The 23458-nt window shown below is 39.8% G+C and carries 19 protein-coding genes; 13 read left to right on the plus strand and 6 right to left on the minus strand.

Annotated features, from left to right (window positions below):
• Positions 1 to 159: 159 nt before the first annotated feature.
• Entirely contained in the window at positions 160 to 1614 is a 1455-nt protein-coding gene (locus tag HMPREF1048_RS10200; RefSeq protein WP_001181044.1) for an alpha-amylase, read from the minus strand.
• Between the two features lie 178 nt (positions 1615 to 1792).
• On the opposite strand from HMPREF1048_RS10200, the gene HMPREF1048_RS10205 reads away from it, so the two are divergent.
• The 9 genes from HMPREF1048_RS10205 to ezrA all read left to right on the plus strand — a co-directional run bounded on the left by HMPREF1048_RS10205 (position 1793) and on the right by ezrA (position 14537).
• Entirely contained in the window at positions 1793 to 2542 is a 750-nt protein-coding gene (locus tag HMPREF1048_RS10205) for an ABC transporter ATP-binding protein (RefSeq protein WP_000569213.1), read from the plus strand.
• A complete protein-coding gene (locus HMPREF1048_RS10210; protein ID WP_001237550.1) occupies positions 2523 to 4157 on the plus strand; it encodes a hypothetical protein in 1635 nt (544 codons plus the stop codon). The genes HMPREF1048_RS10205 and HMPREF1048_RS10210 overlap by 20 nt, the downstream gene beginning before the upstream one ends.
• Positions 4158 to 4714: 557 nt before the next feature.
• The gene (locus HMPREF1048_RS10215; RefSeq protein ID WP_000411193.1) at positions 4715 to 5644 is read left to right on the plus strand and encodes a peptidase U32 family protein; all 930 of its coding nucleotides are present in this window, start codon (positions 4715 to 4717) and stop codon (positions 5642 to 5644) included.
• A 198-nt stretch (positions 5645 to 5842) separates the two neighbouring features.
• Positions 5843 to 8293, plus strand: a complete 2451-nt coding sequence (locus HMPREF1048_RS10220) for a bifunctional DnaQ family exonuclease/ATP-dependent helicase (protein ID WP_000848732.1) — start codon at positions 5843 to 5845, stop codon at positions 8291 to 8293.
• 36 nt (positions 8294 to 8329) lie between these two features.
• Entirely contained in the window at positions 8330 to 9553 is a 1224-nt protein-coding gene (locus HMPREF1048_RS10225; protein ID WP_000830668.1) for an FtsW/RodA/SpoVE family cell cycle protein, read from the plus strand.
• A 10-nt stretch (positions 9554 to 9563) separates the two neighbouring features.
• Complete coding sequence (locus HMPREF1048_RS10230) at positions 9564 to 10118, plus strand: DJ-1 family glyoxalase III (RefSeq protein ID WP_000241403.1); 555 nt, start codon at positions 9564 to 9566, stop codon at positions 10116 to 10118.
• A gap of 85 nt (positions 10119 to 10203) precedes the next feature.
• Entirely contained in the window at positions 10204 to 10767 is a 564-nt protein-coding gene (locus HMPREF1048_RS10235; RefSeq protein ID WP_004249171.1) for an HAD family hydrolase, read from the plus strand.
• Positions 10768 to 10781: 14 nt separating this feature from the next.
• A complete protein-coding gene (gene gyrB, locus HMPREF1048_RS10240) occupies positions 10782 to 12728 on the plus strand; it encodes a DNA topoisomerase (ATP-hydrolyzing) subunit B (RefSeq protein WP_000134040.1) in 1947 nt (648 codons plus the stop codon).
• An 81-nt stretch (positions 12729 to 12809) separates the two neighbouring features.
• Positions 12810 to 14537: a septation ring formation regulator EzrA gene (gene ezrA / locus HMPREF1048_RS10245; protein WP_000016888.1), complete on the plus strand. Its 1728-nt coding sequence runs from the start codon at positions 12810 to 12812 to the stop codon at positions 14535 to 14537.
• A gap of 173 nt (positions 14538 to 14710) precedes the next feature.
• Here ezrA and HMPREF1048_RS10250 read toward each other — a convergent pair whose 3' ends face one another.
• The 4 genes from HMPREF1048_RS10250 to HMPREF1048_RS10265 all read right to left on the minus strand — a co-directional run bounded on the left by HMPREF1048_RS10250 (position 14711) and on the right by HMPREF1048_RS10265 (position 18371).
• Positions 14711 to 15010: a DUF1827 family protein gene (locus HMPREF1048_RS10250; RefSeq protein WP_000767199.1), complete on the minus strand. Its 300-nt coding sequence runs from the start codon at positions 15008 to 15010 to the stop codon at positions 14711 to 14713.
• Positions 15011 to 15068: 58 nt separating this feature from the next.
• Positions 15069 to 15521, minus strand: a complete 453-nt coding sequence (locus HMPREF1048_RS10255; RefSeq protein ID WP_000013084.1) for an NUDIX hydrolase — start codon at positions 15519 to 15521, stop codon at positions 15069 to 15071.
• Between the two features lie 130 nt (positions 15522 to 15651).
• Positions 15652 to 17910, minus strand: a complete 2259-nt coding sequence (locus tag HMPREF1048_RS10260; RefSeq protein WP_000882506.1) for an ATP-dependent Clp protease ATP-binding subunit — start codon at positions 17908 to 17910, stop codon at positions 15652 to 15654.
• A gap of 230 nt (positions 17911 to 18140) precedes the next feature.
• The gene (locus HMPREF1048_RS10265) at positions 18141 to 18371 is read right to left on the minus strand and encodes a DUF1797 family protein (RefSeq protein ID WP_000443570.1); all 231 of its coding nucleotides are present in this window, start codon (positions 18369 to 18371) and stop codon (positions 18141 to 18143) included.
• Positions 18372 to 18560: 189 nt separating this feature from the next.
• On the opposite strand from HMPREF1048_RS10265, the gene HMPREF1048_RS10270 reads away from it, so the two are divergent.
• The 4 genes from HMPREF1048_RS10270 to HMPREF1048_RS10285 all read left to right on the plus strand — a co-directional run bounded on the left by HMPREF1048_RS10270 (position 18561) and on the right by HMPREF1048_RS10285 (position 21983).
• Entirely contained in the window at positions 18561 to 19244 is a 684-nt protein-coding gene (locus tag HMPREF1048_RS10270) for an amino acid ABC transporter permease (protein WP_001011642.1), read from the plus strand.
• On the plus strand, positions 19244 to 19978 hold the full coding sequence (locus tag HMPREF1048_RS10275) for an amino acid ABC transporter ATP-binding protein (RefSeq protein WP_000140963.1): 735 nt from the start codon (positions 19244 to 19246) through the stop codon (positions 19976 to 19978). The genes HMPREF1048_RS10270 and HMPREF1048_RS10275 overlap by 1 nt, the downstream gene beginning before the upstream one ends.
• Positions 19979 to 20131: 153 nt before the next feature.
• On the plus strand, positions 20132 to 20989 hold the full coding sequence (locus tag HMPREF1048_RS10280; RefSeq protein WP_025171944.1) for a bifunctional methylenetetrahydrofolate dehydrogenase/methenyltetrahydrofolate cyclohydrolase: 858 nt from the start codon (positions 20132 to 20134) through the stop codon (positions 20987 to 20989).
• Between the two features lie 139 nt (positions 20990 to 21128).
• The gene (locus HMPREF1048_RS10285) at positions 21129 to 21983 is read left to right on the plus strand and encodes an NAD(P)H-hydrate dehydratase (protein ID WP_000863092.1); all 855 of its coding nucleotides are present in this window, start codon (positions 21129 to 21131) and stop codon (positions 21981 to 21983) included.
• A 146-nt stretch (positions 21984 to 22129) separates the two neighbouring features.
• On the opposite strand, the gene pbp3 is transcribed toward HMPREF1048_RS10285, so the two are convergent.
• Positions 22130 to 23371 carry a D-alanyl-D-alanine carboxypeptidase PBP3 gene (pbp3, locus tag HMPREF1048_RS10290; RefSeq protein ID WP_000720653.1) on the minus strand — a complete coding sequence of 414 codons (1242 nt, stop codon included), beginning with the start codon at positions 23369 to 23371 and terminating at the stop codon, positions 22130 to 22132.
• Between the last annotated feature and the right edge of the window lie 87 nt (positions 23372 to 23458).

Consider the following 23458-nt stretch of genomic DNA (forward strand, 5'->3'; position numbering starts at 1 on the left):
ATCTACAACCTCAAAACTGTGTTTTTAGCAACCTGCGGCTAGCTTCCTAGTTTGCTCTTTGATTTTCATTGAGTATAAAGATCTATCCATTTGGGTAGGTCTTTTTGTGAATGCAAAAAAGCCAAATCCGCTTGGACCTGACTTGATTATTAAGAACTATTAGATTGTATTGGATGCCCAGACACTTACCGAAGCAGCTGAGACAGGGAATTGTCCATAACCTTCCTCATCGATTGTAACTTGACCTTGGTGGTTTCCAAGTAAATCTACAAAAGTTTGGTTAGCCCATTCTTGGCCGACAAACATTGATTTGCTGTTTTCTTGGTCATTTGAAATCAAGACTGCGATTGGGGATTGATTTTCAGCACCTGAACGGACCCAACCGATACAGTTAGCGTGGTCAAAGTAGTCTGTTTGTTCTCCATAGGCCAAATCTTTTCGGATGGTTAGGAGGCGGTCAAGGACTTCTTTGAAATCTTGTTGAGCATATTGCCCTGAAATCCCATAGTAGTCGCCGTAAAAGACACATGGAAGACCATTTTGGCGTAACAGAATGAGGGCATAGGCTGCTGGTTTGAACCATTCTTCAACGGTAGACTCAAGAGCCTGACCTCGTTGTGTATCGTGGTTGTCGACAAAAGTCACAGCCTTGTCAGGCTTGAGTTCAACCAAGCTATCTGTAAAAATACCACGAAGGTCGTAGTTGGAACCTGCTCGGCTAGCATCAAAGAGATTCAGGTGGAGACGAACATCGACAAGGTCAAAGCGTTCTTCCGTTTTTTCAAGATAGTCTAGATTGGCTTCCTTGTCTGGATTCCAAAATTCACCGAACACATAGAAATCTTGACCATATTTTTCCTTCATATCACGGATAAAATTGCTCATGAAGAAAGAGTCAATGTGTTTAACGGCATCCAAGCGGAAACCAGCTACACCAGTCGTTTCCATGAACCAGTCAGCCCAGTCATAGATATTTTGGATGACTTCAGGATGTTTAAAGTCTAGGTCGGCATACATGAGGTAGTCATAGTTACCGTTTTCATTATCGACCAATTCCTCATTTGCCCAACCCTTGTTGTCTCCTTGAATAAGATAAATCCCAGACTTTCGGCGTTTGGCATCATAGTCTGTACCGGTGAAGTGGTACCAGTGCCAGTGGAAGTCATTGTAGGTATCGTGGCGACCATCGAAGGTAAAGCTAGTCCAGCCATTGATGGTGAAGGGTTCCCCAAGTTCAACTGTACGGTCTACAGGATCCACTTCAATAACCTGAAAGGCTTCCATGTGATCGGCTGCAGCCTTGTGATTGAGTACCACATCGGCCATAGGCTGGATTCCCTGTGCTTTTAGGGTTTGAATAGCTTGAAGATAGTCTTCTTTGAAACCATACTTGGTGCGGATAGTACCTTTTTGGTTAAACTCTCCTAGGTCGAATAAGTCATAGACCCCATAGCCGACATCTTTTTCATTGGTTGCCTTAAAAGCTGGTGGCATCCAGACGTGGCTAATCCCCAGATGAGCTAGGTGTGGAGCATCTTCAGCTAGGCGCGTCCAGTGTTGGCCGTCGTGGGGCAGATACCATTCAAAGTATTGCATGAGTGTTTGATTTTGCATGATGTTTCCTCTTACTTGTCAATCTTGTTCTTTATTCTATCATAAAGTATTGGTTAGCGCCAACGTTTGCATAAAATAGAAGGAAACTATTTTAACTACTTAAAATAAAGTATTGATTTTTTTGTATCAAAGTGCTAGTATAATAGTATGTAATATAGTTAAAGATAGGAGTCATCCCATGATTGAATTTCAAAATGTTAGTAAGTTGTATGGTGATAAAGAGGCTTTGAGCAATCTCAATTTGCAGATTGAAAATGGGGAGATTATGGGCTTGATTGGCCATAATGGGGCTGGAAAATCGACCACTATAAAATCCTTAGTCAGTATCATTTCGCCCAGCAGTGGTCGTATTTTGGTAGACGGTCAGAATTTATCGGAAAATCGCTTAGAAATCAAACGAAAGATTGGCTACGTAGCAGACTCGCCTGACTTATTTTTACGTTTAACGGCCAATGAATTTTGGGAATTGATTGCTTCATCCTATGATCTGACTAGCTCTGATTTGGAGGCTAGTCTAGCTAGGCTATTGAGTGTTTTTGATTTTGCTGAAAACCGCTATCAGGTTATTGAAACCCTTTCTCACGGAATGCGTCAGAAAGTCTTTGTCATTGGGGCACTCTTGTCTGATCCTGATATTTGGGTCTTGGACGAACCCTTGACTGGTTTGGATCCCCAGGCTGCCTTTGATTTGAAGCAAATGATGAAGGAACATGCGCAAAAAGGCAAGACAGTCTTGTTTTCAACCCATGTCCTAGAGGTGGCAGAGCAAGTCTGTGATCGGATTGCCATTTTGAAAAAGGGGCATTTGATCTATTGTGGTAGCGTAGAGGACTTGAGAAAAGACCACCCAGACCAGTCTTTGGAAAGTATCTACCTTAGCCTTGCTGGTAGAAAAGAGGAGGTTTCAGATGCGTCTCAAGGTCATTAAAAAATTAGTTGATATCAATATCCTCTATTCATCTAAGGAAGCTAATCTGGCTAACCTACGAAAGAAGCAGGCTAAGAATCCTGGGAAAAAAGTAAATGTTTCCGCTAGAGTCCTAAGTTCTTACATTTTTTCCAGTCTTTTATTACTTATCTTTTTTAGTAATATAGCCTTTCGTTTTCCTTTTGAGGAAAGTCCTGTTCATTTTAGTTTCATGGTTGCTATTTTCCTAGTGCTTGCCTTTTCAACTTCTTTCACTGCATTTTACAATGTCTTTTATGAGAGTAAGGACTTGGCATCTTATAGGCCCTATGCTTTTAAAGAATCAGAGATTATAATTGCTAAAGGACTGTCTGTCCTCTTGCCAGCTCTAGCTGGAATTGTACCAATCCTAGCTTATTTTCTAGCCCTCTACATTAGGCTAGCTCCTTCTCTTTGGCTGGGTTTTCCTTTGATGCTACTGTCCTTGGACTTATTATTTGTCTCTGTTACTTTAGTGATGGTAGTGGCAGTACATTTCTTGGCTCAGACTAGGGTCTTCAGAAAGTATAAGTCTATTTTTTCGAATGTGATGATTGGGATAGGAGTTCTCATACCTTTAATATTTGTCTTCTTTCTACAGTCGACTTCTGGACGTATTGTTGACAAAGTTAGAGACATTCCATTTCTCCTTTATCCTATTCATCTCTTTTACAAAATAGCAGTGGAGCCTTTTTCGACAGAAGCCATCCTGGGTCTGTTCGCTTGGATAGGACTAACTCTCTTCTTGCTTTACTTGAGCAAAAAGAAGGTTTTTCCTCGTTTTTATGACGTGATTCTGCTTAACAGTGAGGAGAAGGTCAAGAAAGAACGTCGCAGCAAGGAGAGAATTTCAACTACTAAAAAGGGATTTTTCCGCATGGTTTTACGCTACCACCTCACCCTCTTGGGACAGGGAACTGGCGTGGTTACAGTGCTTTTTACAAGTGCTTTCCTTCCTTATCTCATGATGATTGGTCTGATTTCCAAAATCCGAGATTCTCAGATAGTTCCAGACATTCATCCTCCATACTGGTTACCCTTGTTTTTTATAGCTCTTTTTATAGCAGTTGTCAATAACAATATCACCAGCCTGCCTTCAATTGCCTTGTCTTTAGAGAGGGAAAATTTTGATTTTCTGAAGAGTTTACCCTTTGACTTTGCTCGTTATGTGAAAGTGAAATTTTGGATTATATTTGCTGTCCAGTCCTTTTTACCAATTCTGACTTTACTTGGTCTTTCTCTATATCTAGGCTTGCCCCTCCTTTCGATGATTTACCTTCTTGTAGTCTGGACCCTTGCCAGTGTCATCCTTTCTTGTCACCATTATTTTAAGGATGTGAAAAATTTGTCAACCAATTGGAGTAACATTACGGACCTAGTGAATCGTTCAAATGGTATAGTCAAAATTGTTTTACTCTTAATTTATTGTGTTATCTTGTCGATTTCAGCCCTTGTGAGCATATTCTTGGTTCGGTCTCTCTCTACTATCCTTGCCATCAGCTTGGGAGTAGGAGTTCTTATCCTCTTGCTTGCTCTTGCTATTTTTGGCTATCATTACTACCTGTCACGCATATTGACAGAAATAGAAAAAAGATGAGATAGTTGGTCGCTTGCTTGATAAATTTTATAAAAAGAAATGAAGCTGAGCAAAAAACACTTCTAACTATCAAAAAAACGAGTATTTCCGTAGATGGAGATACTCGTTTTTCTATGCCATTTTTCTTATCATAACAAAAAACGACTAGAAATTTATAACAATGTATAAATCCTACAGCATAAATTGCTTAAATTTTGGACTAGATTTTATCTATGATGTTTTGAAGATTAATGGAGCTTGAGATGTTTGCTATTATGGATAGTGTACAAAGTAAATTGTTACTGGCGAGCTCTCTTATACTTCCGGGTCTACCTTTATCTAGTTAATCTTATAAAAATTTGTTTTATACTCAATGCAAAACAAAGAGCAAACTAGGAAGCTAGCCTCAGGTTGCTCAAAGCACCACTTTGAGGTTGCAGATAAAGCTGGCGTGGTTTGAAGAGTATTAGACTAATTTCCACTTTGGTCAGGCAAGTGGAAGTTACTGAAATAATTCCTATTTGTAAAATTCTGATAAGTCTTGGCTGATTTTGGAGAAATGTGGTATAATTTTTCTTATGGAAAAGATTATCATTACAGCAACTGCTGAAAGTATTGAACAAGTTAAACAACTGCTCGAAGTTGGCGTAGATCGTATCTATGTTGGTGAGAAAGATTTTGGCCTTCGTCTGCCAACAACTTTTAGTCATGACCAATTGCGTGAAATTGCTAAGTTGGTTCATGAAGCAGGTAAGGAATTGATTGTTGCAGTTAATGCCCTCATGCACCAAGATATGATGGACCATATCAAGCCCTTCCTGGACTTCTTGGAAGAAATCAAGACAGATTACATTACGATTGGGGATGCAGGTGTCTTTTATGTGGTCAACCGCGATGGTTATTCCTTTAAAACCATCTATGATGCCTCAACTATGGTAACTAGCAGTCGTCAGATTAACTTCTGGGGACAAAAGGCTGGCGCATCTGAGGCTGTTTTGGCGCGTGAAATTCCATCAGCTGAACTCTTCAAAATGCCAGAGATTTTGGAAATTCCTGCTGAAGTGTTGGTTTACGGAGCTAGCGTTATCCATCATTCTAAACGTCCGCTCTTGCAAAATTACTATAACTTTACGCACATCGATGATGAAAAGACTCGCAAGCGTGACCTTTTCTTGGCTGAGCCAAGTGACCCAGAGAGCCACTATTCCATTTTTGAAGACAATCATGGAACCCACATTTTTGCCAACAATGACCTTGATTTGATGACCAAATTGACAGAATTGGTAGAGCATGGTTTTACTCACTGGAAATTAGAAGGTCTCTATACACCTGGTCAGAACTTTGTTGAGATTGCAAAACTCTTTATCCAAGCGCGTAGCTTGATTCAAGAGGGGAACTTTAGCCATGACCAAGCCTTCTTGCTAGATGAAGAAGTGCGCAAGTTACACCCTAAAAACCGTTTCCTTGATACAGGATTTTATGACTACGATCCTGACATGGTTAAATAAAGTAAATGATTCGTTGAGAGAAGGAAGATGCAAACATTTCTTCTCTCAATTTTTCTTATTCTCCAATATTTTCAAAAAATAAGTAGTCTAGAATGCTCTGTTTGCTGAGATTTTTAAGAAAAGTAAGCTTCTTGAGTTTGAAAATTATCCTATGTTTGCAGGTGCCAAATGGCCCTTTTTTTGGTATAATTTTTTATAATGAAAACGATTGGTAATCGCTATGTTGTGGTGGATTTAGAGGCAACTAGCACAGGTAGTAAGGCTAAAATTATCCAAGTGGGAATTGTCGTGATTGAGGATGGAAAAATCGTCGATCACTATACGACGGATGTCAATCCACATGAACCCTTGGATGCTCATATCAAAGAACTGACAGGATTGACAGACCAACGTCTGGCGCAAGCACCTGATTTTTCGCAAGTTGCTAGAAAAATCTTTGACTTGGTGGAGGATGGGATTTTTGTAGCCCATAATGTTCAGTTTGATGCCAATCTCTTGGCGGAAAATTTATTTTTTGAAGGCTATGAACTAAGAAATCCTCGTGTTGACACGGTCGAATTGGCCCAGGTCTTTTTCCCTGAACTGGAAAAATATAGTTTGCCGATTTTGTGTCGAGAATTAGGAATTCCTCTAAAACATGCTCATACAGCCCTTTCAGATGCCCAAGCTACTGCGGAATTACTCTTATTTCTACGGAAAAAGATGGCCCAGCTTCCTAAAGGTCTCTTGGAACGCTTGCTGGAAATGGCTGATGCTCTCTTATATGAGTCCTACTTGGTTATTGAGGAAATTTATCGCAACCAATCTATCCTGAATTCTTCAGATTTGGTCCAAGTTCAAGGACTATATTTCAAGAAAACTGGAGCTACCCTGAAGCCACGAAAACTATCCCAAGATTTTTCTAAAAATATTTCTCTGTTGAACCTTGAAGTGAGGGAGGAACAAGAAAGTTTTGCTAAAGAGATTAGCTTGCTATTGAAAGATGAGCCTGTATCATTAATTCAAGCGCCGACTGGGATTGGGAAAACCTATGGCTATCTCTTACCTGCTTTGTCCCAAGTGGAAAATCGTCAGATTGTCCTTAGCGTTCCGACAAAGATTCTTCAAAATCAGATCGTGGAAGAAGAAGGTAAACGTCTTAAGGATGTGTTCCATATAGATATTCATAGTTTAAAGGGACCGCACAATTATCTGAAGTTGGATGCCTTTTATCGTTCCTTGCAGGAAAATGATGAAAATCGCTTATTTAGACGTTTTAAAATGCAACTCTTGGTCTGGTTGACTGAGACAGAGACAGGAGATTTGGATGAAATTGGGCAACTCTACCGTTACCAACATTTTCTGACAGATCTTCGTCATGACGGGAATTTATCATCCAAGAGCTTATTTGTGACGGAAGATTTTTGGAAACGTAGTCAAGAAAGGGCACAAACCTGCAAGCTTTTAGTGACCAATCATGCCTATCTTGTAACCAGACTTGAAGATAATCCTGAATTTGTCAGTGACCGTTTATTGATTATTGATGAAGTTCAAAAGATCTTGTTGGCTCTAGAAAATCTGCTTCAAGAGACCTACGATATCCAGTCTATTATCGATTTGCTTGATAAGGCTTTACTGGAGGAGCAAAATAAGGTTCAACAACGAATACTAGAAAGTATTCGCTTTGAGTGCCTCTACTTGATAGAACAATTTCAGTCTGGCAAATCTAGGAAAAATATCTTAGATTCTCTGACCAATCTCCACCAGTATTTTTCAGAATTAGAAGTAGAAGGTTTTGAGGAGTTGGTTCGCTATTTTACGGCTGAAGGTGATTACTGGCTTGAAGCAACTGAAACGAGTCAAAAGAAAATTCAGATTTCTTCTACGAAATCAGGCCGTATTCTTCTATCTTCCTTAGTGCCTGATTCATGTCAAGTCTTGGGAGTGTCGGCCACTCTTGAGATTAGTCAAAGAGTTACTTTGGCAGAACTTTTGGGGTATCCTGAAGCTAAATTTGTTAAGATTGAAGCTGGTAAAAAACAGGATCAAGAAGTGGTCTTGGTCAAAGATTTTCCTCTAGTAACAGAAACCTCCTTAGAAGTCTACGCCAAAGAGGTATCTGATTTGCTGATGGATGTTCAAGCTTTCCAGCAACCGATTTTAGTTCTCTTTACTGCTAAAGACATGCTTCTAGCAGTATCGGATTTACTTCCAGTTAGCCATCTGGCCCAGTATAAAAATGGCGATGTTCATCAACTGAAGAAACGCTTTGAAAAAGGAGAACAACAAATCCTGCTTGGTGCAGCAAGTTTCTGGGAGGGAGTTGATTTTTCAAGTCATCCTTTTGTGATTCAAGTTGTACCAAGACTTCCTTTCCAAAATCCTCAAGAGCCCTTGACGAAAAAGATTAATCAGGAACTAATTCAAGAAGGGAAAAATGCCTTTTATGATTATCAATTGCCAATGGCCATTATTCGTTTAAAACAGGCTTTAGGAAGAAGTATGAGACGCGAACACCAACGTTCCTTAACTCTTATTTTGGATAGGAGAATTGTCGGAAAACGATATGGCAAGCAAATAGTGACTTCTCTAGCAAAAGAAGCGACTGTTAAAACCGTTTCTCGATCCGAAGTTGATGAGGCTGTTGATAAATTTTTAAATGAACTTTGATAAATAGTATTGTATGAAAGTATAAGGTTAGTGTATATGAAACGTTCTCTCGACTCTAGAGTCGATTATAGTTTGCTATTGCCAGTATTTTTTCTACTGGTTATTGGTGTGGTGGCTATCTATATAGCTGTTAGTCATGATTATCCAAACAATATTCTGCCCATTTTAGGGCAGCAGGTTGCTTGGATCGCCTTGGGGCTTGTGATTGGTTTTGTGGTCATGCTCTTTAATACAGAATTTCTTTGGAAAGTGACCCCTTTTCTATATATGTTAGGCTTAGGACTTATGGTCTTGCCGATTGTCTTTTATAATCCAAGCCTAGTTGCATCAACGGGTGCCAAAAACTGGGTATCAATAAATGGAATTACTCTCTTCCAACCGTCAGAATTTATGAAGATATCCTATATCCTCATGTTGGCTCGTGTGATTGTCCAATTTACAAAGAAACATAAGGAGTGGCAACGTACAGTACCTTTGGACTTTTTATTAATTTTTTGGATGATTGTCTTTACCATTCCAGTCCTAGTTCTTTTGGCACTTCAAAGTGACTTGGGGACGGCTTTGGTTTTTGTAGCTATTTTCTCAGGAATCGTCTTACTATCAGGAGTTTCTTGGAAAATTATTATTCCAGTATTTGTGACTGCTGTAACAGGAGTTGCTGGATTCTTAGCCATTTTTATCAGTAAGGGTGGCCGGGCTTTTCTCCATCAATTGGGGATGCCGACCTACCAAATCAATCGTATCTTGGCTTGGCTCAATCCATTTGACTTTGCCCAAACAACCACTTACCAGCAGGCTCAAGGACAAATCGCCATTGGGAGCGGTGGCTTATTTGGACAAGGGTTTAATGCTTCTAATCTGCTTATTCCAGTTCGAGAGTCGGATATGATTTTCACGGTCATTGCAGAAGATTTTGGCTTTATTGGCTCTGTCCTTGTTATTGCCCTTTATCTCATGCTGATTTACCGTATGTTGAAGATTACTCTTAAATCAAATAACCAGTTCTACACCTATATTTCTACAGGTTTGATTATGATGTTGCTCTTCCACATTTTTGAAAATATCGGCGCTGTGACGGGCTTGCTTCCTTTGACTGGGATTCCCTTGCCTTTTATTTCGCAAGGAGGATCGGCTATTATCAGTAACTTGATTGGTGTTGGCTTGCTTTTATCGATGAGTTACCAGACAAACCTAGCTGAAGAAAAGAGTGGAAAAGTCCGACTCAAGCGGAAAAAGGTTGTATTAAAACAAATCAAATAAGGAGAAAATCATGGTTAAAGTAGCAGTTATGTTGGCTCAGGGCTTTGAAGAAATTGAAGCTTTGACAGTTGTGGATGTTTTGCGTCGTGCCAATATTACTTGTGATATGGTAGGATTTGAAGAGCAAGTGACAGGTTCGCATGCAATCCAAGTAAGAGCAGATCGTGTCTTTGATGGTGATTTATCAGACTATGACATGATTGTCCTTCCTGGCGGGATGCCTGGTTCTGCACATTTGCGTGACAATCAGGCCTTAATTCAAGAATTGCAAAATTTCGAGCAAGAAGGGAAGAAACTGGCAGCTATTTGTGCGGCGCCAATTGCCCTCAATCAGGCAGGGCTATTGAAAAACAAGCAGTACACTTGTTATGACGGCGTTCAAGAGCAAATCTTTGATGGTCAATATGTCAAGGAAACAGTAGTGGTAGATGGTCATTTGACAACCAGTCGAGGCCCCTCAACAGCCCTTGCCTTTGCCTACGAATTGGTGGAGCAATTAGGAGGAGACGCAGAGACTTTACGAACAGGAATGCTCTATCGAGATGTCTTTGGTAAAAATCAATAAAACGGGAGTTACCCTCTCGTTTTTTTATGTGGAAAACTCAGGGAAATCATCGCTTTTTTCATAAAAAAATGCTATAATGAAGGGTATGAAATATCACGATTATATCTGGGATTTAGGTGGAACTTTACTGGATAATTACGAAACTTCAACAGCTGCATTTGTTGAAACATTGGCATTGTATGGCATCACACAAGACCATGATAGTGTCTATCAGGCTTTAAAGGTTTCTACTAATTTTGCGATTGAGACATTCGCTCCCAACTTAGAGAATTTTTTAGAAAAGTATAAGGAAAATGAAGCCAGAGAGCTAGAACATCCGATTTTATTTGATGGAGTTTCTGATTTATTGAAAGATATCTCAAATCAAGGTGGCCGTCATTTTTTGGTCTCTCACCGAAATAATCAAGTCTTGGAAATTTTAGAAAAAACCTCTATAGCAGCTTATTTTACAGAAGTGGTGACTTCTAACTCAGGCTTTAAGAGAAAGCCAAATCCTGAGTCCATGATTTATTTAAGAGAAAAGTATCAAATTAGTTCAGGGATTGTTATTGGTGACCGGCCGATTGATATCGAAGCAGGTCAAGCTGCTGGACTAGCTACCCACTTGTTTACTAGTATCGTGAATTTAAGACAAGTATTAGACATGTAAGAAAAAGGAATAAGATGACAGAAGAAATCAAAAATCTGCAGGCACAAGATTATGATGCCAGTCAAATTCAAGTTTTAGAGGGCCTAGAGGCTGTTCGTATGCGTCCAGGGATGTATATCGGGTCAACCTCAAAAGAAGGTCTTCACCATCTAGTCTGGGAAATCGTTGATAACTCAATCGATGAGGCCTTGGCAGGATTTGCCAGCCATATTCAAGTCTTTATTGAGCCTGATGATTCGATTACAGTTGTTGATGATGGGCGTGGTATCCCAGTCGATATTCAGGAAAAAACAGGTCGACCTGCCGTTGAGACTGTCTTTACAGTCCTTCACGCTGGAGGAAAATTTGGCGGTGGCGGCTACAAGGTTTCAGGTGGTCTTCACGGAGTAGGGTCATCAGTAGTTAATGCCCTTTCCACTCAATTAGATGTTCATGTCCACAAAAACGGTAAGATTCACTACCAAGAATACCGTCGTGGTCATGTTGTCGCAGACCTTGAGGTGGTTGGAGATACGGATAAAACCGGAACAACAGTTCACTTCACGCCGGACCCAGAGATTTTCACTGAAACAACAACCTTTGATTTTGATAAACTAAATAAACGGATTCAAGAGTTGGCCTTTCTAAATCGCGGTCTTCAAATTTCAATCACAGATAAGCGTGAAGGTTTGGAACAAACCAAGCATTACCACTATGAAGGTGGGATTGCTAGTTACGTTGAATATATCAACGAGAACAAGGATGTAATCTTTGATACACCAATCTATACAGACGGTGAGATGGATGATATCACAGTTGAAGTAGCCATGCAGTATACAACGGGTTACCATGAAAACGTCATGAGTTTCGCCAATAATATTCATACCCATGAAGGTGGAACGCATGAACAAGGTTTCCGTACAGCCTTGACACGTGTCATCAACGATTATGCTCGTAAGAATAAGTTACTAAAAGACAATGAAGACAACCTGACAGGGGAAGATGTTCGCGAAGGATTAACTGCAGTTATCTCAGTTAAACACCCAAATCCACAGTTTGAAGGACAAACTAAGACCAAACTGGGGAATAGCGAAGTGGTCAAGATTACCAATCGACTTTTCAGTGATGCCTTCTCTGATTTCCTTATGGAAAATCCACAGATTGCCAAGCGCATCGTGGAAAAAGGGATTTTGGCTGCCAAGGCTCGTGTTGCTGCCAAGCGTGCGCGTGAAGTCACTCGTAAAAAATCTGGTTTGGAAATTTCCAATCTTCCAGGGAAACTAGCAGACTGTTCTTCTAACAATCCTGCTGAAACAGAACTCTTCATTGTCGAAGGAGACTCAGCGGGTGGGTCAGCCAAATCTGGTCGTAACCGTGAGTTCCAGGCAATTCTTCCAATCCGCGGTAAGATTTTGAACGTTGAAAAAGCAAGTATGGATAAGATTCTTGCTAATGAAGAAATTCGTAGTCTTTTCACAGCGATGGGAACTGGATTTGGTGCAGAATTCGATGTTTCAAAAGCCCGTTACCAAAAGCTCGTTTTGATGACCGATGCCGATGTCGATGGAGCCCATATTCGTACTCTTCTTCTAACCTTGATTTATCGTTATATGAAACCAATACTAGAAGCTGGTTATGTTTATATTGCCCAACCTCCAATCTATGGTGTCAAGGTTGGAAGCGAGATTAAAGAATATATCCAGCCAGGAGCGGATCAAGAAATTAAACTCCAAGAAGCCTTGGCCCGCCATAGTGAAGGACGTGCCAAACCAACCATTCAGCGGTATAAAGGTTTGGGTGAAATGGATGATCACCAGTTGTGGGAAACAACCATGGATCCCGAACATCGCTTGATGGCAAGAGTTTCTGTGGACGATGCTGCAGAAGCAGATAAAATCTTTGATATGTTGATGGGGGATCGAGTAGAGCCTCGTCGCGAGTTTATCGAAGAAAATGCCGTCTATAGTACACTTGATGTCTAAAAAATCGGGAGAAGTAGTTCCCTTGGTCTAAAAAATATGATATAATCGTTACGATTGTTTCAAGTAAAAAAGGAGTTTAATATGTCTGGTAGTCTAGTAATATATCTTATAATTGCAGTTGCAATTTTATTGCTGATTTCATACGCTATAGCAATTTATGTACGGAAACGTAATGAAAGTAAATTAGCAATTTTAGAAGGGAAAAAAGAAGAGCTCTACAATCTTCCAGTTAATGATGAAGTTGAAGCTGTTAAAAATATGCACTTGATTGGACAAAGTCAAGTGACTTTCCGTGAATGGAACCAAAAATGGGTTGATTTATCTCTTAATTCTTTTGCCGATATCGAAAATAATCTTTTCGAGGCAGAAGGTTACAATAACTCATTCCGTTTTTTCAAAGCGAGTCATCAAATTGATCAAATCGAGAGTCAAATTACCTTGATTGAAGAAGATATTGCGGCAATTCGCAATGCCTTGGCAGATTTGGAGAAACAAGAGTCTAAAAATAGTGGACGTGTTCTTCATACCTTGGACTTGTTTGAAGAGTTGCAACACCGAGTTGCTGATCATTCTGAAGAATATGGTCAAGGTTTATCTGAAATTGAAAAACAATTGGAAAATATCCAATCAGAGTTTTCTCAGTTTGTAACTTTAAATTCGTCAGGTGACCCAGTAGAAGCTGCTGTGATTTTGGATAATGCTGAAAATCATATTTTGGCTTTAACGCATATTGTTGATCGTATACCAGCAATTGTAGCAACATTATCTAAAGATCTACCTGATCAACTGGAAGATTTAGAAGATGGCTACCGTAAGCTTTTAGATGCTAATTATCATTTTGCTGAAACGGATATTGAAGCGCGTTTCCAACTACTGTATGAAGCTCTCAAGAAAAATCATGAGAATATTGCGAAACTAGAATTGGATAATGCAGAGTACGAAAATACTCAAATCCAAGAAGAGATTAATGCACTTTATGATATCTTTACAAGAGAAATTGCGGCACAGAAAGTAGTAGAAGGTTTAGTAGCAACACTTCCTACTTATCTTCAACACATGAAGGAAAATAATGCTTTATTGATAGAAGATATTGAGCGTTTGAGTAAAAGTTATTTACTTTCTGAATCGGATGCAAGTCATGTTCGTCGTTTACAGTCCGAATTAGAAAGCTTTGAGACTGCTATTATTGAGGCAACTTCAAATCAAGATGAACCAACTCAAGCATATTCAATTCTTGAAGAAAATCTTGAATCTTTACAGGAAAATCTTAAAGAGATTGAAGATGAACAGATTTCAGTTAGTGAGCGTCTTGCACGAATTGAGAAAGATGATATCAATGCACGTCAAAAGGCAAATGTATATGTTAATCGTCTCCATACAATCAAGAGATATATGGAAAAACGGAACCTACCTGGTATTCCACAAACTTTCTTGAAGTTATTCTTTACAGCAAGTAATAATACGGAAGATTTAATGGCTGAATTAGAGCAAAACTTAGTCAATATAGAATCAGTTAACCGTATTCTTGAAATTGCAACGAATGATATGGAAGCTTTAGAAACGGAAACTTATAATATTGTTCAGTATGCAACCTTGACAGAACAACTCTTACAATATTCTAACCGTTACCGCTCATTTGATGAGCGCATTCAAGAAGCCTTTAATGAAGCTTTGGACATTTTTGAGAAAGAATTTGATTACCACGCTTCATTTGACAAGATTTCTCAAGCATTGGAAGTAGCAGAGCCTGGTGTAACCAACCGCTTTGTTACCTCGTATGAGAAAACACGTGAAACGATTCGTTTTTAATAAAAGAAAAAGATTTGATTGTGTGAGAAGCAGAATCAAATCTTTTTTATTATTTGTCTATAAAATCTTGTATGATAAGATCTCAAGATAAAAAATTGGAGACAATTTAAAAAGCAAGTCAGAACCTATGTTTGGTCTATAAGGTTCAATAGCTTTCTAATCTCTCCAAAATTTTATTTGATTGGAATCGAAATCCCAATTAATTTTTCTGAGTAGAGTGTTTTGATATTGCCCTCATCAATAGAGTCCTTATCAATTTTACGTTTCAAGAAAAACTCTTGGATGGCTTCGATTTCAGTCTCTCGAATAGCACGGTGTTTGTTTGAGATGAGGATTTCATAGTGAAGCGGAGCTTGGGTAAAAATAACATCCGTATTTCCCGCAGAATAGACCTCAACAAGGGTTGCATCGGTACTTTCTAGCTGGCTTTTAACAAGTTGCGAGTGTGAGTTTGTCGTATTGATAAGCTTCATAACATTTCCTCCGATTTTCTAATTCTATTATAGCACTTTTTGAATAAAGTAGCTTGATTTAGTCAATCTTATGCTGTTTTTTCCAAGATTGGATTGCCCATTTATGGCTACCACGTTTGAGATTTTCAATAGCCTCGTCAATAGGGAACCAGGCGATATGATTAAAGTCTTCTAGTGGCTTTTGCACTTCTTTGAAAGAAGTTGCTTCATAGAGGTAGGCAGGATTGTAGTAGTAGGTGTCACGGTGACGAGAATAGAAATATTCGTCAGCTTGTCCATAATAAGTACCAATTTCAGCTGTGAAGCCAAGCTCTTCAATCAATTCACGTTTTAGGGCTTCCTGATGGTTCTCACCAGCTTCAATTTCACCACCTGGTAGGAACCAAGCGCCATTGGGTGCTTGAACAAGAACAATTTGTTTTTGTTCAGCATCAGGGATAACTGCATATACGCCATAGCGTGAAACATAGTCTGTATTCGCTTTTTTTTCTCCGAAAGTTGGGTTTGCCATTGCATTTTCCTCATTATCTAGTATCGTTATTATTATCATAATGGACAAAGGGCAAGCTGTCAAGAAATTACAGTTATTTTAGTAAAAAAGAAGCAGAAAATTTTCATTTTCTACTTCTTTTCTATAGTATTTATTTTTCTGTCTCAGAAGTTTTAACTTCTGCTTTTTTGGCAGATTTGATTTGAATCTTGCCCTTGCTGGTCATAACTGCCTTGAGGTCTTTTTCGATTGGATTTTCAAGGTAGTAGTCAGTGATTGCGTCCTCAATATAGTCTTGAATAGTACGACGAAGTGGGCGTGCTCCCATTTTTGGATCATAACCGAGGTCAACTAATTTTTCCTTGACCTTTTCAGTTACATCTAAATGAATATTGTTGCTAGAAAGGCGCTTGTTAACGTCTGCTAGCATGAGCTCGACAATCTGAAGGAGGTTATCCTTGCTGAGAGCCTTAAATTCGATAATGCCATCAAAACGGTTCATAAACTCTGGGCTAAAGAAGTTGCCGAGTTCACCAAGAACAGAGTTGGTACGTCCTTCTCTAGCAGCTCCAAATCCAACGCTGGCTTCTGCCTTACCTGTACCTGCATTTGAGGTCATGATAATGATGGCATCCTTGAAGCTAACGGTGCGCCCCTGCCCATCTGTCAAACGACCATCGTCCAAGACCTGAAGGAACATATGCATGACATCTGGATGGGCTTTTTCTACTTCATCGAGAAGGATGAGAGAATATGGATTGCGTCGAACTTTTTCAGTTAATTGCCCAGCCTCATCGTAGCCAACATAACCTGGAGGGGCGCCGACCAACTTAGCCACGCTGTGTTTTTCCATGTATTCGCTCATGTCAAAGCGTATCATACTGTCAGCAGAACCAAAGAGTTCAATGGCTAGTTGTTTGGAAAGTTCTGTCTTACCGACGCCAGTTGGTCCGACGAAGAGGAAGCTTCCGATTGGGCGGTTAGGCGTACCGAGACCGACACGATTACGGCGAATAGCCTTGGCAATTTTATCGACAGCATCATCTTGCCCAATAACATGAGACTTGAGGTCTTCAGCTAGATGGATAAGTTGAGATTGTTCTTTCTCTTTCAAATCGCCAACAGGAATATTGGTTTTCTGCTCGATAATGTGCTCAATGGTTTTCTCACTGATGATAGGAGTATCTTGGTCTGTGACCTTTTTCTTTTGCATTTCCTTATACTTGGCAATCTGGTCGCGGAAATAGGCGGCTTTCTCAAAATCTTCCTCCCGTGTAGCTTGAGATTTGAGATTTTCAGCCTCAATCAAGCGTTGATCAATCACTTTAGGATCGACAAAATTCAAGGTCAAGTTCATCTTAGAACCAGCTTCATCTAGGAGGTCAATGGCCTTGTCAGGTAAGAAGCGATCTTGGATGTAACGATTGGAAAGAGTTGCAGCTGCTTCAATCGCAGCATCGGTATACTGAACGTGGTGGTAGTCTTCGTATTTCTTTTGAATTCCTTTGAGGATAGTGATTGTTTCTTCCACTGTTGGTTCATCAACTTTGACAGGCTGCATACGACGCTCTAGGGCAGCATCCTTTTCAATGATACGGTATTCATTGAGAGTAGTAGCGCCGACCAGTTGCAGTTCCCCACGAGCAAGGGCTGGCTTGAGGATATTTCCTGCATCCATATTGCCATCGCCCGCAGAACCAGCACCGACAATTTCATGGATTTCATCGATAAAGAGGATAATATCCTCACGTTTGCGAATTTCTTCCATGAGTTTTTGCATGCGTTCTTCAAATTGTCCACGGATACCCGTTCCTTGAACTAGGCTAACTACATCCAGACGGATGACTTGTTTACCTTGGAGTTTATGTGGAACGTCGCCATCAACGATTTTCTGAGCTAGACCTTCGACAACGGCAGTTTTTCCGACACCTGGTTCACCGATAAGAACAGGATTATTCTTAGTTCTGCGATTGAGAATTTCGATGACACGAATAATCTCATCATCGCGTCCAATAACGGGGTCGATATCACCACGACGAGCAATCTCAGTTACATTGATACCAAATTCTTCCAGCAGGCCTTTTTCTTGGCTTGGAGGCGGAGTTTGAGAAGATCCACGATTTTGGGAACCATAACCACCGTTTCCACCGTAACCTCCACCTGATTGGGTTGGGGGAGTAGGAGGAGTGTTGTTAGAAGGTCTGAAATTGTTTAGGTCGTTGAAGAAATCACCAAAAGGATCAAAGTCACGATTGTTCAAATCTGTCATGCCTTTAAAGAGACTATTGTTAGGATCTGTCTTGATAATCTTATAGCAGTTTTGACAGAGGTCAATTTGTTTTTGTTTTCCATTGAGATTGGTGTAAAGATGAATTGTTGAGTCGTTAATTTTACAGTTTTGACAAAGCATACATCTACCTCATTTCTTTCTTTAGCCTGACCTGTTCAAAGGTCAAAAATAGTCAAATTTCTATACTCTCATTATAACAGGATTGGGGTGTAAAGCAAGTAAAAAGATTGCAGCTTTGAGAAGTTGTTACAATAAAAATTTTTATGAATTTGGACTATAAAAAAAATCCTATTTGTGAGACAAAAAGGATTTTGGTTAGACATGCAGGGACAATCCCAGCTTGTTTTACATTAGTAGAGGAGTTCGTAAATCTCCATTGCAATCAAGTCAATGCTGTCAAACGTATAAGTTTCGCGAGCTTCTACATCACGAAGGGTAAAGATTGATCCGTTTTCTTCGTCGTGGCTGTATGCAACTTCTGCAACAACAACTCCTTCGCGTTCAAAATTACGTTTTAAATTTCCGCCGTCTTTTGCCATTGCTTCAAGGCGGTTGATGATTCTAACCAAATGTGATTCCATTTTGATTCTCCTTCATTTCTTATCGTTACTATTTTACCATAAAGGAGGCCAACTTGACTAGAAAAAACTAAGATTTCTCGCTAATTCTGCTAGTTTAAAGATTTTTAAATAAATTGGATAAAAGATTTGAATTTTAATTCAATACATGTTATAATCATACAGTACTCTATTTTAGAAAGCAGTGTGACTATGAATTTTTCTTTTTTACCTAAGTATTTACCTTATTTTAACTATGGGGCTGTTGTGACGGTTCTCATTTCTATCTGTGTTGTCTTTTTGGGAACTATTTTGGGGGTTGTCTTGGCTTTTGGGCAACGATCAAAGTTTAAACCGCTTGTTTGGCTCGCCAACTTGTACGTTTGGATTTTCCGTGGGACGCCAATGATGGTTCAGATTATGATTGCCTTTGCCCTTATGCACATCAATGCTCCGACTATTCAGGTTGGAATTTTGGGTGTTGACCTTTCTCGTCTGATTCCAGGGATTTTGATTATCTCTATGAACAGTGGTGCTTATGTTTCTGAGACTGTTCGTGCTGGGATTAATGCAGTTCCTAAGGGTCAGTTAGAGGCGGCCTATTCTTTAGGGATTCGTCCTAAAAATGCGATGCGCTATGTGATTTTGCCACAAGCTATCAAAAATATTTTGCCAGCATTGGGAAACGAATTTATCACTATTATCAAGGATAGTTCCCTCTTATCAGCTATTGGTGTTATGGAGTTGTGGAATGGGGCTACAACAGTTTCTACAACAACCTATCTACCTCTGACTCCACTTTTATTTGCAGCCTTTTACTACTTGATTATGACTTCTATTTTGACCGTAGCCTTGAAAGCTTTTGAAAAACGTATGGGACAAGGAGATAAGAAATAATGACAGAAACCTTGATAAAAATTGAAAATTTACATAAATCATTTGGAAAGAATGAAGTATTGAAGGGCATCAACCTCGAGATTAAAAGAGGAGAAGTTGTCGTTATCATCGGTCCTTCAGGGAGCGGGAAATCTACCTTGCTTCGCTCTATGAATTTGTTGGAAGAAGCGACTAAGGGGAAGGTTATCTTTGAGGGAGTCGATATTACGGACAAGAAGAATGACCTCTTTGCCATGCGTGAGAAGATGGGCATGGTTTTCCAACAATTTAACCTCTTTTCTAATATGACTGTGATGGAAAATATCACCTTGTCACCTATCAAGACCAAAGGTGAAAGCAAGGCTGTTGCTGAGAAGAGAGCTCAGGAACTTTTGGAAAAAGTTGGTTTACCAGATAAGGCAACTGCTTATCCACAGAGTTTGTCAGGTGGCCAGCAACAACGGATTGCCATCGCTCGTGGGTTGGCTATGGAACCAGATGTTTTGCTCTTTGATGAGCCAACTTCAGCCCTGGACCCTGAGATGGTTGGAGAAGTTCTAGCTGTTATGCAAGACCTTGCCAAGTCAGGAATGACTATGGTTATCGTAACACATGAGATGGGATTTGCCCGTGAGGTGGCAGATCGTGTCATCTTTATGGCAGACGGTGTGGTTGTTGAAGACGGAACACCTGAGCAGATTTTTGAGCAAACCCAAGAACAACGGACTAAAGACTTCTTGAGTAAGGTTTTATAATCTATTTTAAAATTTCAAGACAAGATTAGTGAAAAGCTCGACCTGAGCTTTTTCTTATAGTTTGAAACTATAGGATAGCCTAGGAAAGAAGTGTTAGAGGGTGCTGGCAGTTTTTGGTATAATGGAAGATATTTGAAAGAAAAGAGAATTGATATGACACAGATTATTGATGGGAAAGCTTTAGCGGCCAAATTGCAGGGGCAGTTGGCTGAAAAGACTGCAAAATTAAAGGAAGAAACGGGACTAGTGCCTGGTTTGGTAGTAATTTTGGTTGGGGACAATCCAGCCAGCCAAGTCTATGTTCGCAACAAGGAGAGGTCAGCTCTTGCGGCTAGTTTCCGTAGCGAAGTAGTGCGAGTTCCAGAGACTATTACTCAAGAGGAATTGTTAGACTTGATTGCTAAATATAATCAGGATCCAGCTTGGCATGGGATTTTGGTCCAGTTGCCATTACCAAAACACATTGATGAAGAGGCGGTTCTATTGGCTATTGACCCAGAAAAGGATGTGGATGGTTTCCATCCTCTAAATATGGGACGCCTTTGGTCTGGTCATCCAGTCATGATTCCTTCGACACCTGCAGGAATTATGGAAATGTTTCATGAATATGGGATTGACTTGGAAGGTAAAAATGCGGTCGTCATCGGTCGTTCCAATATCGTTGGAAAACCCATGGCCCAGCTTCTTTTGGCAAAGAATGCTACAGTGACTTTGACCCATTCACGCACCCATAATCTTGCCAAGGTAGCTGCTAAAGCAGATATTCTGGTTGTTGCAATCGGTCGTGCCAAGTTTGTGACTGCTGACTTTGTAAAACCTGGTGCGGTTGTCATCGATGTCGGGATGAACCGCGATGAAAATGGTAAGCTCTGTGGGGATGTTGATTATGAGGCAGTTGCCCCACTTGCTAGCCATATTACGCCAGTTCCTGGAGGTGTAGGTCCTATGACCATTACTATGCTGATGGAGCAAACCTATCAGGCAGCCCTTCGGACATTGGATAGAAAATAAGAGAAAAATCGCTGAAGAGAGTGTATTTTCTATAGCTATATCTAAAATGGCAGAAATGAATATTAAATTTTAGAAATAAGTTTATAAAAGGAGGTATGCGCCTCCTTTTTGTTGTATAATAAATGCGAGAGGAAAAAAGATGAAAGTGATTGATCAAACCTTACTAGAAAAAGTCATTATTGAACGTTCTCGTACAAGTCATAAAGGAGACTACGGTCGTCTGCTGTTGCTGGGTGGGACTTATCCTTATGGTGGTGCCATCATCATGGCTGCTTTAGCAGCTGTAAAAAGCGGTGCAGGATTGGTAACTATTGGAACAGATAGAGAAAATATCCCAGCTTTGCACAGTCATTTACCTGAGGCTATGGCCTTTTCTCTTCAAGACCAGCAATTGTTAAAAGAGCAGTTGGAGAAGGCAGAAGTTGTCTTAATGGGACCTGGTTTACGAGACGATACTTTTGGAGAAAATCTAGTAAAACAGGTTTTTGCTGGCTTAAAACAGAATCAGATTTTGATTGTAGACGGAGGGGCCTTAACCATCCTTGCTAGGACAAGTTTGTCGTTTCCATCTAACCAGCTTATCCTAACTCCCCACCAAAAAGAATGGGAAAAGCTGTCTGGTATTGCTATTGAAAAACAAAAGGAAGATACAACATCTAGTGCCCTGACTTCCTTTCCTCAAGGAACAATTTTGGTAGAGAAAGGTCCAGCTACTCGTATTTGGCAAGTTGGCCAATCTGATTATTACCAGTTACAAGTTGGCGGTCCCTATCAGGCGACTGGGGGAATGGGAGATACACTGGCTGGAATGATTGCAGGATTTGCAGGCCAATTTCGACAGGCCAGTCTCTATGAACGTGTGATAGTAGCGACCCATCTTCATTCAGCCATAGCCCAAGAACTATCTCAAGAACATTATGTGGTCTTGCCAACGGAAATTAGTAATTGTCTTCCTAAACTAATGAATAAAATATCTCAAAAAAGAATGAGATAAAATTCAATTTTAGGAGAAAATGAAGTAAATATTACCACAATAAAACGCATAATATCAAGTTTTTTAATGCCTGATACTATGCGTTTTTGACTTTAAAGCCTTATTGGTCTGTTTCTATTTTAGAGCAATCTTTTGCTCAGTATGTTTTATAATTTCTCGTTGATAAATCGGATAAACTGATTCCACCAAACTTTTAAGAAGAAAGCTTTTTCAACTTTCTTTTCTGCTACCATTTCGAAACTAGGACGTTCTGTGGTAATGTAACCTTGACCAATCAAATCCTTGTCTTCGTAAGTCAAATGGCCAACCACTGTTCCAGCTTCAAGTGGTGCGAGGATTGCTTTAGAATCAGGTGTGAATTGAATAGATTGGGAAGATTGACCCCCAACACGTTCAATTAGATAGATATCCTCTGGGGCCACTGTAGTTACCGTATCTTCTTTTCCATCTTGTACGGGGACTTTGCTATCTTGATAGGCATCGCCTTGTTGAACGATTTTGCGAAGTGTGAATGTAGAAGAGATATAATCCATTAGTGAAGATGTAGCTGTGAAGCGAGCGTAAGGATTATTACCTTGATGATCTGCATTTAAAACAACTGTGATGACTCTCATGCCTTTTTCGACAGTAGTACCAACAAAAGACTCTCCAGCCTTATCTGTTGTTCCTGTTTTTAGCCCATCAAAACCACCACGGTAAGCAGGCATACCTTCTAACATGTAGTTGGTTGAAGTAATTGTCATTCCAGCAAAAGTAGAAGAAGGTTTTTTGGTGATTTCCAAGACTTGTGGGTATTTTTTGATGAGGTTGCGGGCAACGATAGCGACATCATAAGCACTGAGCTTATTTTCATCATCTTTATTAGACCCTGGGTAAATGTTATCTCCGAGAGTTTCGTTGTTCAGACCAGTTGTATTGACAACCGTGGCATCTTTGATTCCCCATTCCAGGAGTTTGGCCCGCATCATATCAACGAAGTTTTTTTCAGAGCCAGCAATTTTCTCAGCTAGGGCAATAGCGGCGCTGTTGGCACTAGATACCAGAGTTGCTTCAAGCAACTCTTCGACAGTATAATTACGGGCCTCCATAGGAACATTACTGGCTTCAGAATTTGTCGTCAATTGATAAGGATAATCAGAAATATCTACTGGGGTGGATAGTGTGATACTTCCATTTTCGAGTGCTTCATAGACCAGGTAAACGGTAAGCAGTTTTGTTATAGAAGCAATTTCGACAGGTTGAGTTGCATCTTTCTCATAGAGAATTTTACCAGTATTGGCCTCAACAGCAATCGCATGTTTAGCAGCAATATTAAAATCTTGGGCAGCAACAGTAGATGCTGATCCAATAAGGGATAGACTTAAGAGAGTTAAAATGATTTTTTTCATAGTAAGTTTATTCTAACATAAAGAAAAAAATATTCCCAGTTTCATGATAGAAGAAAGAAGCTTTTTTGAAAGTATGGTAAAATAGAT

Origin of the sequence: Streptococcus mitis SK575 (assembly GCF_000257865.1) — a bacterium.
GTDB classification, from domain to species: Bacteria; Bacillota; Bacilli; order Lactobacillales; family Streptococcaceae; genus Streptococcus; species Streptococcus mitis_CQ.

Bases quoted from the DNA above. Each gene is read 5' to 3' on its own strand.
- gyrB (WP_000134040.1), top strand. From the start codon at position 10,782: ATGACAGAAGAAATCAAAAATCTGCAGGCACAAGATTATGATGCCAGT.
- HMPREF1048_RS10265 (WP_000443570.1), bottom strand. From the start codon at position 18,371: ATGGAATCACATTTGGTTAGAATCATCAACCGCCTTGAAGCAATGGCA.
- HMPREF1048_RS10200 (WP_001181044.1), bottom strand. From the start codon at position 1,614: ATGCAAAATCAAACACTCATGCAATACTTTGAATGGTATCTGCCCCAC.
- HMPREF1048_RS10280 (WP_025171944.1), top strand. From the start codon at position 20,132: ATGACACAGATTATTGATGGGAAAGCTTTAGCGGCCAAATTGCAGGGG.
- HMPREF1048_RS10250 (WP_000767199.1), bottom strand. From the start codon at position 15,010: ATGAAGCTTATCAATACGACAAACTCACACTCGCAACTTGTTAAAAGC.
- HMPREF1048_RS10230 (WP_000241403.1), top strand. From the start codon at position 9,564: ATGGTTAAAGTAGCAGTTATGTTGGCTCAGGGCTTTGAAGAAATTGAA.
- HMPREF1048_RS10255 (WP_000013084.1), bottom strand. From the start codon at position 15,521: ATGGCAAACCCAACTTTCGGAGAAAAAAAAGCGAATACAGACTATGTT.
- pbp3 (WP_000720653.1), bottom strand. From the start codon at position 23,371: ATGAAAAAAATCATTTTAACTCTCTTAAGTCTATCCCTTATTGGATCA.
- HMPREF1048_RS10205 (WP_000569213.1), top strand. From the start codon at position 1,793: ATGATTGAATTTCAAAATGTTAGTAAGTTGTATGGTGATAAAGAGGCT.
- HMPREF1048_RS10210 (WP_001237550.1), top strand. From the start codon at position 2,523: ATGCGTCTCAAGGTCATTAAAAAATTAGTTGATATCAATATCCTCTAT.
- HMPREF1048_RS10260 (WP_000882506.1), bottom strand. From the start codon at position 17,910: ATGCTTTGTCAAAACTGTAAAATTAACGACTCAACAATTCATCTTTAC.
- HMPREF1048_RS10285 (WP_000863092.1), top strand. From the start codon at position 21,129: ATGAAAGTGATTGATCAAACCTTACTAGAAAAAGTCATTATTGAACGT.
- ezrA (WP_000016888.1), top strand. From the start codon at position 12,810: ATGTCTGGTAGTCTAGTAATATATCTTATAATTGCAGTTGCAATTTTA.
- HMPREF1048_RS10215 (WP_000411193.1), top strand. From the start codon at position 4,715: ATGGAAAAGATTATCATTACAGCAACTGCTGAAAGTATTGAACAAGTT.
- HMPREF1048_RS10220 (WP_000848732.1), top strand. From the start codon at position 5,843: ATGAAAACGATTGGTAATCGCTATGTTGTGGTGGATTTAGAGGCAACT.
- HMPREF1048_RS10270 (WP_001011642.1), top strand. From the start codon at position 18,561: ATGAATTTTTCTTTTTTACCTAAGTATTTACCTTATTTTAACTATGGG.
- HMPREF1048_RS10235 (WP_004249171.1), top strand. From the start codon at position 10,204: ATGAAATATCACGATTATATCTGGGATTTAGGTGGAACTTTACTGGAT.
- HMPREF1048_RS10225 (WP_000830668.1), top strand. From the start codon at position 8,330: ATGAAACGTTCTCTCGACTCTAGAGTCGATTATAGTTTGCTATTGCCA.
- HMPREF1048_RS10275 (WP_000140963.1), top strand. From the start codon at position 19,244: ATGACAGAAACCTTGATAAAAATTGAAAATTTACATAAATCATTTGGA.